The organism is Labrys okinawensis (assembly GCF_047345005.1).
GTDB classification, from domain to species: domain Bacteria; phylum Pseudomonadota; class Alphaproteobacteria; order Rhizobiales; family Labraceae; genus Labrys; species Labrys okinawensis.
The window spans coordinates 5745776-5762602 of record NZ_CP178864.1 but is presented as its reverse complement, the minus strand read 5'-3'; the positions used below and the strand labels follow the sequence as shown (position 1 = coordinate 5762602).

The 16827-nt window shown below is 62.9% G+C and carries 17 protein-coding genes; 16 read left to right on the top strand and 1 reads right to left on the bottom strand.

The features are described from left to right. Position 1: 1 nt before the first annotated feature. From kduD to ACMDCR_RS26925, 5 genes are all read left to right on the top strand, one after another. Positions 2-760, top strand: a complete 759-nt coding sequence (gene kduD / locus ACMDCR_RS26945) for a 2-dehydro-3-deoxy-D-gluconate 5-dehydrogenase KduD (RefSeq protein ID WP_413989559.1) — start codon at positions 2-4, stop codon at positions 758-760. 317 nt (positions 761-1077) lie between these two features. Further along, positions 1078-2157, top strand: a complete 1080-nt coding sequence (locus ACMDCR_RS26940; protein ID WP_413989558.1) for a sugar ABC transporter substrate-binding protein — start codon at positions 1078-1080, stop codon at positions 2155-2157. 175 nt (positions 2158-2332) lie between these two features. Beyond that, complete coding sequence (locus ACMDCR_RS26935) at positions 2333-3316, top strand: ABC transporter permease (protein WP_413989557.1); 984 nt, start codon at positions 2333-2335, stop codon at positions 3314-3316. 5 nt (positions 3317-3321) lie between these two features. Beyond that, positions 3322-4824, top strand: a complete 1503-nt coding sequence (locus ACMDCR_RS26930; RefSeq protein WP_413993743.1) for a sugar ABC transporter ATP-binding protein — start codon at positions 3322-3324, stop codon at positions 4822-4824. Between the two features lie 42 nt (positions 4825-4866). Next, the gene (locus ACMDCR_RS26925; protein ID WP_413989556.1) at positions 4867-5835 is read left to right on the top strand and encodes an ABC transporter permease; all 969 of its coding nucleotides are present in this window, start codon (positions 4867-4869) and stop codon (positions 5833-5835) included. Positions 5836-5907: 72 nt separating this feature from the next. Here ACMDCR_RS26925 and gloA read toward each other — a convergent pair whose 3' ends face one another. Continuing rightward, complete coding sequence (gene gloA, locus ACMDCR_RS26920) at positions 5908-6324, bottom strand: lactoylglutathione lyase (RefSeq protein WP_413989555.1); 417 nt, start codon at positions 6322-6324, stop codon at positions 5908-5910. A 160-nt stretch (positions 6325-6484) separates the two neighbouring features. On the opposite strand from gloA, the gene ACMDCR_RS26915 reads away from it, so the two are divergent. The 11 genes from ACMDCR_RS26915 (at position 6485) to ACMDCR_RS26865 (ending at position 16827) form a co-directional block, all read left to right on the top strand. Then, on the top strand, positions 6485-7942 hold the full coding sequence (locus tag ACMDCR_RS26915; RefSeq protein ID WP_413989554.1) for an FAD-binding oxidoreductase: 1458 nt from the start codon (positions 6485-6487) through the stop codon (positions 7940-7942). Beyond that, positions 7923-8642 carry a FadR/GntR family transcriptional regulator gene (locus ACMDCR_RS26910; protein ID WP_413989553.1) on the top strand — a complete coding sequence of 240 codons (720 nt, stop codon included), beginning with the start codon at positions 7923-7925 and terminating at the stop codon, positions 8640-8642. The genes ACMDCR_RS26915 and ACMDCR_RS26910 overlap by 20 nt, the downstream gene beginning before the upstream one ends. 150 nt (positions 8643-8792) lie before the next feature. Then, positions 8793-9539 (top strand): FadR/GntR family transcriptional regulator, encoded by a 747-nt coding sequence (locus tag ACMDCR_RS26905; RefSeq protein ID WP_413989552.1) that lies wholly within the window; start codon positions 8793-8795, stop codon positions 9537-9539. Positions 9540-9811: 272 nt separating this feature from the next. Next, positions 9812-10798 carry an aldo/keto reductase gene (locus tag ACMDCR_RS26900; protein ID WP_413989551.1) on the top strand — a complete coding sequence of 329 codons (987 nt, stop codon included), beginning with the start codon at positions 9812-9814 and terminating at the stop codon, positions 10796-10798. A 388-nt stretch (positions 10799-11186) separates the two neighbouring features. After that, entirely contained in the window at positions 11187-12191 is a 1005-nt protein-coding gene (locus ACMDCR_RS26895) for a helix-turn-helix domain-containing protein (RefSeq protein ID WP_413989550.1), read from the top strand. A 141-nt stretch (positions 12192-12332) separates the two neighbouring features. After that, the gene (gene ccoN, locus ACMDCR_RS26890) at positions 12333-13991 is read left to right on the top strand and encodes a cytochrome-c oxidase, cbb3-type subunit I (protein ID WP_413989549.1); all 1659 of its coding nucleotides are present in this window, start codon (positions 12333-12335) and stop codon (positions 13989-13991) included. Between the two features lie 5 nt (positions 13992-13996). Then, the gene (ccoO, locus tag ACMDCR_RS26885; protein WP_413989548.1) at positions 13997-14740 is read left to right on the top strand and encodes a cytochrome-c oxidase, cbb3-type subunit II; all 744 of its coding nucleotides are present in this window, start codon (positions 13997-13999) and stop codon (positions 14738-14740) included. Beyond that, complete coding sequence (locus ACMDCR_RS26880; protein ID WP_413989547.1) at positions 14737-14907, top strand: cbb3-type cytochrome c oxidase subunit 3; 171 nt, start codon at positions 14737-14739, stop codon at positions 14905-14907. The genes ccoO and ACMDCR_RS26880 overlap by 4 nt, the downstream gene beginning before the upstream one ends. Beyond that, positions 14898-15779: a cytochrome-c oxidase, cbb3-type subunit III gene (gene ccoP, locus ACMDCR_RS26875; protein WP_413989546.1), complete on the top strand. Its 882-nt coding sequence runs from the start codon at positions 14898-14900 to the stop codon at positions 15777-15779. Before ACMDCR_RS26880 ends, ccoP begins: the two co-directional genes overlap by 10 nt. Further along, positions 15776-16033 carry a hypothetical protein gene (locus ACMDCR_RS26870; RefSeq protein ID WP_413989545.1) on the top strand — a complete coding sequence of 86 codons (258 nt, stop codon included), beginning with the start codon at positions 15776-15778 and terminating at the stop codon, positions 16031-16033. The genes ccoP and ACMDCR_RS26870 overlap by 4 nt, the downstream gene beginning before the upstream one ends. After that, positions 16030-16827, top strand: coding sequence for a DUF2189 domain-containing protein (locus tag ACMDCR_RS26865; protein WP_413989544.1), 798 nt, complete (start codon positions 16030-16032; stop codon positions 16825-16827). Before ACMDCR_RS26870 ends, ACMDCR_RS26865 begins: the two co-directional genes overlap by 4 nt.

Here is a 16827-nt window from a genome sequence, read left to right as displayed (position 1 = left end):
CATGGCGGCAAATCCCTTCGATCTAACGGGCCGCGTCGCCGTCGTTACCGGCGCCAACACCGGCATCGGACAGGCGATCGCGCTTGCCCTTGGCCAGGCGGGTGCGGCGATTGTCGCCGTCGGCCGCTCACCCATGGACGAGACCGAGGCGCTGGTGCGGAGCGCGGACGCCCGCTTCCACGCCATCCGCGCCGATCTGGGCGGCATCGCTCCGGTGAAGGCCATTGTTGCCGAGACACTCTCGACCTTCGGCGGCCTCGACATCCTAGTCAACAATGCCGGCATCATCCGCCGTACCGATGCGATTGATTTCAGCGAAGAAGACTGGGACGCGGTGATGGACGTCAACCTGAAGACGGCCTTCTTCCTGTCGCAGGCCGCCGCCCGTCACATGATCGGACGGGGGAGGGGCAAGATCGTGAACATCGCCTCGCTGCTCTCCTTCCAGGGCGGTATCCGCGTGCCGTCCTACACGGCTTCCAAGAGCGGGCTCGCCGGCATCACCCGGCTGCTCGCCTGCGAATGGGCGGGCAGCGGCATCAATGTCAACGCTATCGCGCCCGGCTATTTCATCACCAACAATACCACCGCCCTGCGCGAGGATCCCGACCGCAGCGCGGCCATCCTGGCACGTGTGCCAGCGGGCCGGTGGGGCGACCCGGCGGATATCGGCGGTGCGGCGGTGTTCCTGGCCTCATCCGCGTCGGATTATGTCCATGGCGCGGTCATCCCCGTCGATGGCGGGTGGCTGGCGCGGTAGGGCCGCCGGGCCGGGGGTCCTGAAAACCACGGGCCGGCGAATATCGGCGATAATGGCCGCCAGATGGGTGCTCCCCGCTGCGTCCGGCGAACACGCCGCTTCGGGCAGGCACGAAGCTGTCAACTAACGGAACTCCCTGTCTTTTTTCATCCCGGGTCATCGTCCGATCCAAAGTCCCTTGCCCATTTAGGAGAGAAAGAGTACGGTTGCCGCCTTGAGGGGTTGTCGTACAATCTCTACAACAAGATCGCCCTGACCGGAATGTCGCGAAACAGCGACGGCAGCAGCTCCGGGGGCCATGCAACGGGAGGTATTTCATGATCGACAAGGTCAGTTCGCGGTTCGGCGTCCTCAATCGCCGTTCGTTCCTTGCCACCATAGCGGCGGGGGCCACGGTCGCCGCGCTGCCCAGCCGGCTCTTCGCGGCCGACAAGCCCACGCTCGTCACTTCGATCCGCTCGCTTTCGAACCCCTATCACGCCGTCTGGAAGACTGGTGCCGAGGCCTTTGCCTCCGCCATCGGCCTCGACCATGTCACGCTTGTCTCCGAGGGCAACAGCGAGAAGGGCATCGCGGACATCAAGGCCATGCTTGCCAAGACGGGCGGTAACATGGTGCTCAACTCCGACCCCAACGACACGCCGGATGCCCGCCCCATCGCCGAGTCCTGCGCGAAGGCCGGCGCCTATGTCGTCACGCAGTGGAACAAGCCGGATGACCTGCATCCGCGCGACTTCAATCCCTATTACGTCTCGCATATCGAGTTCGACGGCATTGCCAGCGGCAAGCAGATCGCCGAGATCCTGTTCAAGGCCATGGGCGGCTCCGGCGGCATCGTCGCCCTTGGCGGCCAGATCTCGAACACGGCGGCGATCGAGCGCAAGAAGGGCCTCGATGCTGCGCTGGCGGCCAACCCGAACATCAAGCTGCTCGACTTCCAGGTCGCCAACTGGAAATCCTCGGAAGCCTATGATCTGACCGGCAACCTGCTCACCCGCTTCGGCGACGACGTCAAGGGCGTGTGGGCCGCCAATGACGACATGGGCACGGGCGCCCTGGAATCCCTGCGTTCCGAGAACCTGGCCGGCAAGGTGCCGGTGGTCGGCGTCGACGGCATCAAGGCGGCCGTGGATGCCGTGCGCAAGGGCGAGTTTGCCTGCACTGTCACCTCCGACCCCTTCTGGCAGGGCGGCATGGGCCTCGCCATCGGCCTGGCGGCATTGCAGAAGAAGATCGATCCGGCCAAGGAACCGGCGGAGCACCGCGAGTTCTACGGCAAGGCGGTGCTGATCTCGAAGGACAATGTCGAGGAGTACTACAAGACCAATATCGACTCCCATCCCACCCTTGACTGGAACGACCTGTGGGGCCGCGTCGTCGGCCCGATCCGCTCCTGAGGGCAAAACCAGCTTTCTGTTTTCGACAGTCGGCGGTCCCTCCTCTCGCGACTGGCTTACTGCTGGCGGGCGCCCGCGTCCGCCAGCTTTTTCAAATGGCTTAGCGAGGTGTCCTCTTTTGACCATCGATGCCGAGAATCTTAAAACTGTCGCGAAAAGCGAGCGGGAACGTGTGATGCCGGCCTTTGCGAGCCGCCTGTCCGGCGGGCTGAATCTCAAGCGCTGGCGCAATTATGCACCGGCCCTCGTCCTGATTGCGTTGTGTATCCTGATTGCGATCGCCAATCCGAATTTCATCGAGCTGCGCAACCTGGTGCGTATCGCCAATTCGGCGGCCGTGCCGCTGACGCTTGCAATGGGGCTCACCTTCATCATCCTGCTCGGCAGCATCGATCTCTCCGTCGAAGGCTCGCTCTCCATTTCGGCCATGGTCACGGTGCTGCTCGCTGCCAACGACCTGAACGCCAACTCCTATGGCTGGCTCGCGGTGCTGGCCGCCATCGCGGCCAGCACCGCAATGGGCTTCGCCACCGGGGTGATCCAGACCTATCTGCGCATTCCCTCCTTCATGGCGACGCTCGGCGTCTGGTTTATCGGCCTCGGCATCTCCGTCTACATGCTGGGCGGGTCCGCCGTCAGGCTGATGGATCCCTCGATCCGCGACCTTGCGCTGGCGCGCTTCCTCGGCCTGCCACTGGCGGTCTGGGTCGCGCTCGGCACCTTCGCCCTGGCTTGTCTCGTGCAATATTTCACCCGGCTCGGCCGGCACATCATGGCGATCGGCGGCGGCGAGGATGTCGCCGAGCTGTCGGGCATCAATCTGCGCCGTGTGCGCATCATGGCATTTGGCCTCGCGGGCTTCTTCTTCGGCGTCGCAGGCGTGCTTTCCGCCGCCCAGCTTGGTCGCTCCGATGCGGTGATTGCCGACGGGCGCCTGTTTGCGGCTGTCACGGCGGTGGTCGTGGGCGGCACTGCGCTGACGGGTGGGGAAGGCGGCGTGATCAACACCCTCGTCGGCGTGCTGATCGTGACCGTCCTCGGCAATGGCATGATCCTGCTCGGCGTCTCGCCCTATGTGCAGCAGACCGTGCAGGGCCTGATGATCATCGCGGCCGTCGCCCTTTCGCTCGATCGCCTGCGCCTGAGGATCGTGAAATGACCTCCCTGCTGTCAGCCAGTGCCATCAGCAAATCCTTCGCTGGCGTTCCCGCTTTGAGGGAGGTCTCCCTCGATATCCGGCCTAACGAGGTGGTGGGACTGATCGGCGAGAATGGCGCCGGCAAGTCGACGCTGATGCGCATCCTGGCCGGCACGCACCAGCCCGACAGCGGCACGCTCCTCCTCGACGGCGAGTCGCTGAGACTTCGTAGCGCTCGCGACGGGGCGGCGCACGGCATCGGCATGGTCTTCCAGGAGCAGTCCCTTCTGCTCAACCTCTCGGTCGCCGAGAACATCTATCTCGGCCAGGAGGACCGGTTCATCCGCTTCGGGCTGATGAACTGGCGGGCGATGCGGGCGGCAGCGCGGCGCCAGCTTGCCAAGGTGGGCGTCGACATCGACGTCGCTGCTCGCACGTCAGAGCTCACCTTCGCCGCGCGCCAGATGGTGGAACTCGCCAAGGCCCTGACATTGGAGGAGACGGTCTCGCGCCCGCTGGTGATCCTGCTCGACGAACCGACTTCGGTCCTCGGCGGCAGCGACATCGAGATGCTGTTCGGCCGGGTGCGGTCCCTGAAATCGCGCGCGAGCTTCGTCTTCGTCTCCCATCGCCTCGAGGAGGTGTTGCACGTCTCCGACCGCGTCTACACGATGAAGGACGGGCAGGTGGTGGCCGAACATCAGGCTCGCGACGTCAGCGCACCGCAGCTCCACGAGATCATGGTCGGGCGCGGTCTGCAGGCGGCCTATTACAAGGAAGACAAGCAGCTCCCACCGCGCACTGAAATCGTGGTGGAAGCCAGGAGCCTCGGCGTCGAGGGCGTCTTCCGCGATGTCGACCTGCAGATCCGCGCCGGCGAGATCGTCGGCATCGCCGGCGTGGTGGGCTCCGGCCGAGAGGAAGTGACGCGCGCCATCGGTGGCTTCCTCACCCACACCGCCGGCTCGCTCAAGATCAATGGCCAGGCCGTGCATTTCCGCTCGCCCGAACAGGCCGTGCGCAAGCAGATCGGCTACGTCCCGCGCGAGCGGCGCGTCGAGGGGCTGGTGATGTTCCTCTCCGTCGCAGAGAACATCTCGCTGGCCGACCTTTCCTCGGTGATGCGTGGCGGCGCCATCAATTATGGCCTGGAACGGCGGCTGGCCGGCGACTGGATCAAGCGCCTCCATATCAAGGCACCGGGCCCCGACATCGCCTGCCGCAAGCTCTCCGGCGGCAATCAGCAGAAGGTGGTGCTGGCGCGCTGGATGACTGCGGGCTCGCGCATCCTCGTCCTCGACCATCCGACCCGAGGGCTCGACGTGGGCGCCAAGGAGGAGGTCTACGACCTGGTGCGGGACCTGTCGTCCCAAGGGGTGGCGATTCTGCTGATCTCCGACACGCTGGAGGAGACGATCGGCCTCTCGCACCGAGTTCTCGTGATGCGCGACGGTGCGGTGACGGCCCATTTCGACGCCGCGCCGGGCCACAAGCCCGACCAGGTCGAACTCGTGCGGGCGATGGTTTGAGGAGGACGTGGTTTGAGGAGGAAGTGGTTTGAGGAGGAACTCATGGAGCGAACCGACAGCCTGAAGACTCTCCTGGCCACAGGATGGCTCCAGGGCGCCATTCCCCTAGCCTTGCTGGTCGCGCTGGTGCTGATCATCGAGGTCGCCGCGCCAGGCTTCCTGACGGGCGATACGCTCCTTCTCCTGCTCTCCAACACGGCGGTGCTCTTCATCCTGGCCGCCGGCGTCACCTTCGTGATCCTGATCGGCGGCATCGACTTGTCGATCCAGTCGGTGGCCTCGCTGGCCAGCGTCATCCTTGCCCAGCTCCTGCCGCGCGTGGGATTGCTGGCCTTTCCCGTCGCCATCCTGTCGGGTTTCGTCTTCGGCCTGCTGAGTGGCTATGTGCATGTTCGGCTGAAGGTGCCCTCCTTCGTGGCGACGCTGGCCACCGGCGGCGTGGTGGCGGGCATTGCCCTCTGGGTGGCAGACGGCCGGGCGATCACCATCGAGGAGGGGGGTCGTGCAAACACAGCCTGGATCAATGGCAGCCTCGGCGGCCTGCCGACGGTGGTCATCATCGCCGCAGTGATCGGAATCGTGGCCTATATCGGTCTGCGCTATACGCGCTTCGGGCGCTACAGCATGGCCATCGGGGCCGGGGAGCCGGCCGCCATCGCAGCGGGCATCAATGTCGACCGCACCAAGATCGTCGCCTTCGCCATTTCCGGCATGCTCGCGGCCATCGCCGGCACGATCCTCGCTGCTCGCCTCTCCAGCGGTTCGCCGGTCCTCGCCAACCAGCTGCTGCTGCCGGCGATTGCCGCCGTCATCGTCGGCGGAACGGCGATCACCGGCGGTCTCGGTGGCATTGCACGCACCGCGGTGGGAGCGCTGATAATTTCCATCGTGCGCATCGGCACGACTTTCGTGGGGATCAACATCTTCGCCGAAAACATCGTCTTCGGCGCCGTGCTCGTCATGGCCGTCGCCATCACCATCGACCGCAGCAAGATCGCCATCATCAAATGAGGGAGCCCTGGCACGGGAAGCACGAAGACGGAGGGCCGGGCTCGAGGGCACGGCCTCCCCAGGGGGCGGCTGTCACTTCATGGTGTCGAGGCCGATCAGCTCGATCTTGTAGCCGTCCGGATCCTCGACGAAGGCGATATGCGTGGTGCCGTGCTTCATCGGGCCGGGTGGGCGGGGGATCCTTGCGCCCTGCTTTTCCAGCGCGCCGCAGACGGCGTAGATGTCGTTGACCCCGAGGGCGAGATGGCCGAAGCCGGTGCCGATCTCATAGGGTGTCGCCTGGTCCCAGTTGTAGGTCAGCTCGACCACCGTGCTGTCCTCCTCCGGGCCGTAGCCGACAAAGGCGAGGGTGAAGCGCCCGCCGGGGAACTCTTCCTTGCGGAGCAGCTTCATGCCGAGCAGCTCCGTATAGAACTTGACAGACGTGTCGAGATCGAAGACTCGGATCATCGTATGCATCATTCGGAATTGGCCAGACGCATCGGTCATCGTACGGATCCTCTTACAAGTTGTCGTTTTCACACTGGTTTTTAGGAAAGCAGGGCGCGGGAGAGGGCCTCTGCTCTTGATGTTCCAAGTCAGTGTTGTATGATAACCATGCAAGCAGTCCAATTGTCCAGATGTTTTCCCCTCCAGCCGGAGCCCCAGAATGAATGCCCTTCCGCCGTCCCACGAAAAAGCGCTCGCGGCTCTGTTCGCGGCGATGCCGGCGGATCTGCTTTTGTCGGATGGGGAGGCGTTGGAACGCTATAGCCGGGACTGGTCCGGCGACCATTACGGACGCCCTTTGGCGGTCGCCAGACCCCGCTCGACGGAGGAACTCAGCTTGCTGATGCGCCGCTTCTACGAGCAGCGGATCCATGTGGTGCCGCAGGGCGGTCTGACCGGTCTGGTGGGCGGCGCCGTGGCGAGCTATCCAGGCGGGGAGGTCGTCGTCTCGCTCGAACGCATGAGCAAGGTCCGCTCGGTCAATCCGATCGATTTCGCGATGGTCGTCGAGGCTGGCTGCATCCTCGAGGATGCCAAGCGCCAGGCCGAGGCTGCCGATTGCATCCTGCCCATCACCTTCGGAGCGCAGGGTAGTTGCCGCATCGGGGGCAATGTCTCCACCAATGCTGGCGGCTTCAACGTGCTGCGCTACGGCATGTCCCGCGATCTGGTGCTCGGTCTCGAAGTCGTGCTTGCCGACGGGCAGGTCTGGAATGGCCTGCGAACCTTGCGCAAGGATAATCGTGGCTATGACCTCAAGCAGCTCTTCATCGGCAGCGAAGGGACGCTTGGCATCGTCACGGCCGCTGCCCTGAAGCTCTTCCCCAAGCCGACGCAGGTCGAGACCGCGCTTGTCGGCCTGCCTTCGGTCGACGCCGCCATGCAGCTCTACGCCCGCGCGCGGCGCGAATGCAGCGATCTCCTCTCCGCCTTCGAGCTGATCCTGCGCGGTGGCATCGAGATCGCCCTCAATGCAAGGGATGATCTGCACGACCCCCTCGGCGCGGCTTATCCCGTCTACGTGCTGATCGAGGCATCCGCGGCAGGCAGGGTCGACCTCAGGGGCCTGCTGGAGGGCTTCCTTGCCGATGCCTCCGACCTCGTGCTTGACGGTGTCATCGCGGGGAGCCGGGCTCAGGCCGACAGGCTGTGGCTCTTGCGCGAAATGATGGTGGAGGCGCAGGGCCGGGGCGGGCGCTACCTTCGAACGGATGTCTCGGTATCGATATCGAGCCTTGCCACGTTCGTTACCGACAGCCTCGACGCGCTCGCGCGCGCATTGCCCGAAGCGATCCCCGTCACCTATGGTCATGTCGGCGACGGCAATATCCACCTCAATGTCGTGCCGCCCGAAACCATGCCGCCGGCTGAATTCGACGCGCTGTTCAGCGCCGCCGAGGAGGTGATCTTCGACATCGTGGACAGGCATGGCGGTTCGATCAGTGCCGAGCACGGCATCGGCCGCGTCAAGCAGGCCGCTTTCCTGAAACGAGCCGACCCTTTGACTCTGGAACTTTCTCGCCGAATCAAGGACGCTTTCGATCCCAAGCATTTGCTGAGCGAGGGGCGGATCTTGGCAAGCGCGCAGGGGGTGGGGAATGACGCTGAAGCTCGGTAAGGTCAATCGGGGGCCGCATCTTTCGACATTGGTGGCAAGCTCGATCTCCCGCGAGATCGCTCAGGGCCGGCTGAAATCCGGCGACCAGTTGCCGACGGAGCAGCAACTTGCGCAGACCTTCGGGGTGAGCCGCAACGTTGTGCGCGAGGCGATTGCGCGCCTGCGCTCGGAAGGGCGCATCTGGTCGCAGCAGGGCCGTGGCGCCTTCGTGGCCGACGAGCCGAATCCGACCGTGCTGACCATCGATTTCGAGGCCCTCCAGCAGGGCGACGCCTTCCGTTCCCTCTTCGAACTGCGCGGGATACTGGAGGTTCAGGCCGCCGCGCTTGCCGCAAGACGCCGGACCGAGGATGACCTTTCGGCCTTGGAGGGAGCACTCGCAACCATGCGGGAAGCGCCCTATGGCAGCGTGACGTGGCTGAAGACGGACCTCGAATTCCATAAGAAGGTCGCTGCCGCCACCGGCAATGCCTATATGGTGCAATTTCTCATGTTCGTCTCCGAGAAGGTCCGTGAGAGCATCCTCGCCTCCGGCAACCAGCAGCGCTCGGAAGACCTCGCCGCCGTGACGCTCGGCGAGCACCAGCGCATCCTCGACGCCATCGCCGCCGGCGATGCCGACCAAGCCCAGGATGCCATGCGCGCCCATCTCCACAACGCCGCCGGCCGTGTCGGCCTTGCCGAGGAGCAATCCGGATAAATGCTCATCTCCAGCCAGCGCTACGGTTCTGGCTGGCCGTTGCCGCTGCCCCATCTTCGTCCTGTGCAAAGCATGCCTTTGCTTATTGAGCTGGCCCAGGGTAGCTAGGATAAGCACAGGTTGTCGGACAGCGGGCGGGCTTCGAGCGGCATGAGAGACAGGGACAGCGCAGTCTTCAATACGATCCAGCAGACGCCAAATCTGCGGAGCGGGCTCGCCGACCGCCTGATCGCCCAGATCGAATCCGGCGACCTGAAACCCGGCCAGCGCCTTCCAACCGAACAGGCAATCATGGAGGCGACGGGAGTCAGCCGCACGATCGTCCGCGAGGCGCTGGCAACCCTGCGGGCAAAGGGGCTGATCACGACGCGGCAGGGCCTGGGGGCCTTCGTTGCCAACGATCCGAATCCACGCTCCTTTTCAATCATTCCGACCGATCTTGAGTCGATCGACGAAGTCCTGCGCGTGCTGGAGTTGCGGATCGGTATCGAATACGAGGCGGCAGGATTGGCGGCCCTCCGGCGCACGCCAGAAGATATTGCCCGCATGCAGGAACGCCTGGACGCGCTGGACCGCGCCATCGGGCAGGGTGGATATGGCGCTGAAGAAGACTATGCCTTCCACCGTTCGATCCTGGTGGCCACGCAAAATTCCTATTACGGGCGGCTTTTCGATACGTTCGGTACGGCGATGGTTCCCCGCCAGTGGATGCGTCTGGACAAGATGACCGATGCCGAACGCCAGCGGCACACGACGCGGATGCGCAAGGAGCACTACGCAATCTTCACCGCGATCCGCGACGGCAACGAAGCGGCCGCGAGGAAGGCGCTTCGCAATCATTTGTCTCGCAGCGCCGCGCGTTTCGAAAGCCTGCGTGACGAGAGCCTGCCCAGGTAGCGAGGGTTGTTCATCCAGCAGAAGCACGCCGGGTTGGGCCAAGCAACGGTAAGCATCTGCGGCCGCTGACGTTCCGTCGCGATGATGGGTAGACCTGTTCCAAGCACTCCTCCTCGGCGGGTCCCCACAATGGTCCTCTCGATCCAATTTTGCCTTCTTGCAGGGTTGTACGACAAGTAGTTTTTCTGATAATAGCCTTCCCCGTGAAGCTCCGGCTGCGGTCGGAACACGTAGAATTCGGCCTGAATAGGCGGCGTCCCGGGAAGAGTGATATGCGATCAAGACAGTTTGGCCGGACAGGCCGCAGCGTGAGTGAAATCGGCTTCGGAGCTTGGGCGATCGGCGCCGCCTGGGGAGAGATCAATGACGAGGACGCTCTGGCCGCCCTGCACGCCGCTCTCGACGCAGGCGTGACCTTCATCGACACCGCGGATGTCTATGGCGACGGCCATTCGGAGCAGTTGATCGCACGCGTCATGCGGGAGCGTGGCGGGGAGCGTCCGTTCATCGCGACCAAGGCCGGCCGCCGCCTGCCGGCGCAATCCGTCGAGGGCTATAGCGCTGAAAACCTCACGACATGGATCGATCGCAGCCTCAGGAACCTCGAGACCGAGGTGCTCGATCTGGTACAACTGCACTGCCCGCCGACCGATCTTTACTATCAGCCGGAAGTGTTCGAACGCCTCGACCGCTTGGTCGAGCACGGCAAGATCCGCAATTACGGCGTGAGCGTGGAGCGTGTCGAAGAGGCCCTCAAGGCGATCGAATATCCGGGCGTCGTCAGCGTCCAGATCATCTTCAATGCCTTCCGCCTGCGCCCGAGCGAACATTTCTTCCAGCAGGCCAGGGAAAAGAACATCGCCATCATTGCCCGCGTTCCGCTGGCCAGCGGTCTGCTGTCCGGCAAGTTCAGGAAGGACACCAAGTTCGAGAGCACCGACCATCGCCTCTTCAATCGCAGCGGCGAGGCTTTCGATGTCGGCGAGACCTTTTCGGGCGTGCCCTATGAGGTCGGCCTCCAGGCTGTCGAGAAGGTTCGTCCGCTGGTGGCCGATGACACCACCATGGCGAAATTCGCCCTGCGCTGGATCCTGATGTTCCACGCCGTCACAGTCGCCATTCCCGGTGCCCGGAATCCCGCCCAGGCTCGTACGAATGCCGAGGCGGCGGATCTTCCTGCGATCCCGCAAGAAGTGATGGCGGAGATCCGTACGATCTACGACACCTGCATCAAGCCATATGTGCACCAGCGCTGGTAGGAGCAGCGGCGACCCCTGGGGAAAAATGCATCCTGGCAGGAGCGGATTCTCAGATTAACTCGTTGGTCCGAAACGCAATTTGTGATTCCTGGTGGTTCGGCCTGAAGTCAAGACGCTATCCACTCGCATCATAGATACCCGCCACCACGCCTCGGACCGACCAGTGGCGAGGAATGCGGCTGGCTGTGCGACCCCGGGAATGGTCCCGGCGTCCATGAGCTCTGATCGGCGGAATACCGGCCCACCAGCATGCAACTGCAGACGCTTGCAATCTTTGCGGGAAACGGCATGAAATATGGTATTCAAGTGTGCCGTGTCCTGGAGCAAAGCGCGGTTGCCCTCGAACGCCCATTGCTCAATTCGCAAAGCGCCATAGCGAGTTTGTGCCATGAAGAATTCGAACGGCCGTGAGGCGGGAGATCGGCCCTCAAAGGCGCATGGCGACGAACTGGGCGAACGTTTCTGGCTGGAGAAGGCCCGGACGCACGTGATGCGCTCGCTCCGGCGAGGATCGCTTGCGGTCACGGAAATTCAATCGGACTTTCCGACGCCCGAACCCAGCCAGTCCATTGGCTATGACGAAGCCTATCTGGTCGGGTTGATGGTACGCGATGTTCCCGACAACCAGCTGTGGCAGGATGGGCGGGCGGCGAAACAGCAGACCTTGTTGGCCGGCGAGATCGCATTCTTCGATCTGCGTCGAGACCCGATCAATCTCACCAGGACCGCGCATCATTCTTTGCATTTCTATCTGCCTCGCGACGTTCTCAGAGACATAGCCGATGAGGCGGGCGTGCGTTTCTCCGGGGACCTGTGCTACCAGTTCGCGCAGGGCTATGACGACCCCACGATCCGCCACCTGGGATCTGCGCTCCTGCCTATCCTGGCACGCGGCGAACCGCTCGACGGCCTCTTTCTAGACCATGTGCTCTATGCCGTCGCTACCCATGTGGTGGCTCGATATGGCGAGGCCGGGCCTGCCAGAATCCTTCCCCACGGCCGCCTGGCTCCCTGGCAGGAACGCCTTGCGAAGGAGCTGATGAACGCTCACCTCGGCTCCGATATTTCACTGAAGAAGTTGGCGGACAGCTGCGGGATCTCTGTGACCCACTTTGCCAGGGCGTTTCGGCGATCAACCGGCGCATCTCCGCATCAATGGCTGCAGGAGCGTCGAATAAAACGGGCCATGTCACTGCTCGACGGCGGACAGATGTCCCTGGCCGATATCGCGATCGAATGCGGCTTTGCCGACCAGAGTCACTTTACGCGCGTCTTTACAAGGCACATGCAAATGGGCCCAGGGCAATGGCGGCGCGAACGTGCAACCCGGCCCCTCGACAATCCCGGAGCCGACGGTGAAAAAGCCGAAGGTCGGGGCGCCGATGGGCGCTGATCTCGCCCGTCGCAAAACGCGCGTCGAGTGATTGGATATGTCCTGATTCTGCAAAATAGGGTGTGAATGTTCAATCAAGGCGGCGTGCTGTCGCCTATCGTTCCCGAGGGGGTCCGTCGTTCGGCGTCGGGAGCGGGAAGTATGGTCAGCCAGCTGACTAAGGGTGAGCGGCAATATGCGGTCGTCATCCTGATTGCTCTTGCGGTGTGCGGGCTGGCCGCCGCCATGGCGGGGCGGAGCGACCCGATTGGTGTCCACGGCGCCATGGTAATGGTGCTGGCCATCGTCGGCGTGTTCGCGATTATCGGCCGCTATTTCGACCCGGAGCCGGGCGCAGCGAGGCTCTCCGAATATTACGACGATCCCAGCAAGGCAGGTATCGTCTTTGCGGTCGTCTGGCTCGTCATAGGCTTGTCCGTCGGTGATTGGGTTGCCTGGCTTTTGTTCAATCCGAACCTCACCTTCGATGCAGCATGGGCGAGCTTCGGGCGCCTGCGGCCGGTGCATACGACGGGTGTGATCTTCGGTTTTGGCGGCAACGCGCTGATCGCGACCTCATTCTACGTCATGCAGCGCACATCGCGGGCGCGCCTGCCCGACCAGCTCAGCCCATGGTTCGTGCTGCTCGGCTACAATCTGTTCTGCCTTCTGGCCGTGACGGGATACCTGATGGGTGTCACGCAGTCGAAGGAATATGCCGAGCCCGAATGGTATGCCGACCTTTGGCTCGTGATCGTTTGGGTCACCTACCTGATCCTTTATTTGCGCACGCTCGCCAGGCGAAACGAACCGCACATCTATGTTGCCAACTGGTATTACCTGGCCTTCATCGTGGTCGTGGCGATGCTGCATATCGTCAACAACTTGTCTGTGCCCGTCTCCTTAGGACACGCCAAGAGTTACTCGCTTTTCGCGGGCGTGCAGGATGCCATGACACAGTGGTGGTATGGCCATAACGCGGTCGCTTTCTTTCTCACCGCCGGGTTCCTCGGCATGATGTACTACTATCTTCCAAAGCGTGCAGGGCGACCACTCTATTCTTACAGAATGTCTATCATAAGCTTTTGGGGTATTACGTTCTTTTACATGTGGGCTGGTTCTCACCATCTGCATTATACAGCGCTGCCTCAATGGGTGCAGACCTTGGGAATGACCTTCTCGGTCATGCTTCTCGTGCCCTCCTGGGCCTCGGCCGCCAATGCGCTGCTGACCCTGAACGGGGCCTGGGACAAGGTGAGGGACGACGCGACCCTGCGCTTCATGATGGTCGCGGCCGTCTTCTACGGCATCACGACCTTCGAGGGCTCGTTCATGGCGATACGGCCGGTGAACTCCCTGTCGCATTATACGGATTGGACGATCGGCCATGTACATGCGGGAGCTCTAGGCTGGGTCGCCATGATCAGCCTGGGTGCGATCTACGCCTCCGTGCCTGGCCTGTGGAAGCGCCAGTCGATGTATTCGGCCAAGCTCGTCGAGGTCCATTTCTGGCTCGCCCTCTCCGGCACCGTCGTCTACGTCTTCGCGATGTGGAACTCCGGCATCATCCAGGGGCTGATGTGGCGGACCTATAATGAGGATGGGACGCTCGTCTATTCCTTCGTCGACTCGCTTGTCGCCATGCATCCCTATTATGGCGCCCGTGCCATCGGCGGCCTGCTCTTCCTGCTCGGAGGACTCGTCTGCGCCTACAATGTTGCCATGACCATCGCGACCGCTCGACATCCAAGGCCGGTGATGGTCGTCGACGAGCCGGGTGAGTCCGCCGTCGACCTGCCCTTGTCCCAGCCTGCGGAGTAGCGACGGTGTTCGGTCTTCACTACAGGCTCGAGCGTAAGGCTATCGGTCTCGTCGTCGCCATTATCCTGGTCGCGAGCGTCGGCGGCCTGATGGAGATCGCGCCGCTCTTCACCATCCAGGACACCGTGGAAAAAGCCGCCGACATGCGTCTTTACACGCCGTTGGAACTCGCGGGACGCAACATCTATATCCGCGAGGGCTGCTATGCCTGCCACTCCCAGATGATTCGAACCCTCCAGGACGAGGTCGAGCGCTACGGCCAATATTCGTTGGCGGTCGAGTCCAAATACGATCATCCGATGTTGTGGGGCTCCAAGCGGACGGGACCGGACCTGGCCCGCATCGGCGGCAAATACTCGAACGAGTGGCATGTCGCGCATCTCAACGACCCGCGTGCCGTCGTGCCGCAATCGGTGATGCCGTCCTATCATTGGCTTAGCACGACCGAACTGCGAACCGACGATCTAAGCCTCCATCTCGAGGCCCAGCGGGAGGTCGGCGTGCCCTATACCGCCGACATGATTGCCCATGCGCGCGAGGACGCCTATGGCCAGGCCCAGCCCGACAGCTCCCTGGTCGATGGTGTCACGGCACGCTATGGCGCGGCGACGAATGTGCAGGCATTCACGGATCCCTCGGGGCCGCTCACGGAAATGGATGCGCTCGTCGCCTATCTGCAGGTTCTCGGAAAACTGACAAACGCTTCGAAAAGTCCGGTGAACGGGCCGGATGCGGGTGACGAGCCATGAGCTTCGATTACGACACCGTCGTCTGGTTTTCCAAATCCTTCGGGCTCTTTTATTTGCTCGGTTTTTCCGTTGCGGTTCTTGCCTACACGTTCTGGCCTTCCAACAGGGAGCCTTTCGATCGTGCCCGGACCTCCATCCTGAGCGATGAGGACAAGCCATGCCGGTAGAGGAACGCGACAGCGCCACCGGGTATCTGACCACGGGGCATGAATGGAACGGGATCACCGAGCTCAACACGCCGGTGCCGCGTCCCGTGTATTTCTTTCTCATTCTCGCCGCGACTTTCGCACTCCTGGGCTGGATTCTCTGGCCCGCCTGGCCGATCGGGACGACCTATACGAAGGGCATTCTCAACGTCGACCAGAGGACGAGCGTTCAGGCTTCTCTTGAGCAGGCTGCGATGGACCGGGACGTGTGGGCCAAGCGCATCGCGGCGGAGAGTTTCCCGGCCATCCAGGCGGATTCCGACCTGATGAGGATCGTGCACGAGGCCGGGCCGCGGCTGTTCGGCGACAATTGCGCGGCGTGCCATCGGGCCGACGCGCGAGGGCAGAGGGGCTTTCCCAATCTCACCACCAGCTCATGGCTCTGGGGTGGTTCGCCCGACGCGATTTTCGAAACCATTCGCGTCGGCATCAACTCGGCCCATCCCAAGAGCCACATATCGCAAATGCCAGCCTTTGGACGGGATAAGCTGCTTCCCGCTGATTCCATCGACAAGGTGGTAGCCTACGTACGCAGCCTGACGGATCCATCCGTGGCAAGCGAGCAGCCGGCTTCGACCATCGACGCCGGGAGGGCCATATTCAAGGCGAACTGCACGGTCTGTCATGGCGACGACGCAAAGGGCAAGACAGACGTCGGCGCCCCGAATCTGACCGATCGGTTCTCGATCTACGGCGGTGACCAGCAATCCGTTTTGACGACGTTGTGGGGAGGACGGCAGGGCCACATGCCGACCTGGGAAGAACGGCTTTCGCCAGTATCGCGCAAGATTCTCGCTCTCTATGTCACCAGTCTGAGGGCCCCGGACCAATGAAGGACGAATCCGTTCCTGCTGTGACGTCCGGTGCAGGGTGGTCCGTGGCGGGCTGGCTGCTGCTGATTGCCGGCGTGCTGCTGATCCTCGTCGCGAACGCGCATCTCGTGATGGTGTCGCTGATTTCGCAGCCGGCTTGCGTGGACCATGTGAGACTCGGAGAGGGGACGGGGCGCACTTTTGCCGCGGCGCAGTCCGACTGTACGTCCGAGGGGCCGGAACAGAGCGTCAAACCAGGAGGGCAACGAGAATGACAATGCTGCCTCCGGTCGTGCCGCCGCTGCCGCATCAGGAAAGATGGAGCCGCCACATCGCGCCCGCCACGGCCTTCACTTGGCTGGCTCAAGGGTGGCGCGATTTCAGCGTCAAGCCTCTCCCAAGCCTTGCGATCGGCTTGATCGTCTTTGCGGTGTCGCTCTTCGTGGTCGGCGGGATGCTCTATCTCGGCTGGGACTATTTGCTGTTTCCCGCACTCGCGGGCTTCATGATCGTCGGACCCATCCTCGCCATGGGCCTCTATGAGAAGAGTCGCTGCCTCACCCGCGGCGAGCCCGTCGATACGCGCGGAATGTTTTTCGTGCAGGCGGCTTCGGGGGGGCAGACCCTGTTCATCGGCGTACTGCTTTGCCTTCTGATGCTGCTTTGGATGCGGGCCGCCGTCATCATCTATGCTCTTTTCTTCGGATTCCTGCCATTTCCGGGACTCGATCACATTGCGAGGGTGCTTTTCACCACGACGCGCGGCTGGTGCATGCTGCTTGTCGGGACTGCGGTTGGCGGTATCTTTGCTGCCTTTTCCTACGCCATCAGTGCGCTGTCGCCTCAAATGTTGCTCGACAGGCGTCTCGACGCCCTCACCGCGATGGGATCGAGCCTGGCGCTCGTTTCAAAGAATTTGCCGGTCATGCTGACCTGGGCCGCAATCGTGCTGGGACTGGTTCTGGCAAGCGTGGCCACCGGCCTTGTAGGGCTTGTCGTCGTGTTTCCTATCCTCGGTCACGGCAGTTGGCACGCCTACAAGGCCCTTGCGTCGAAGGAAGGCGCCTGA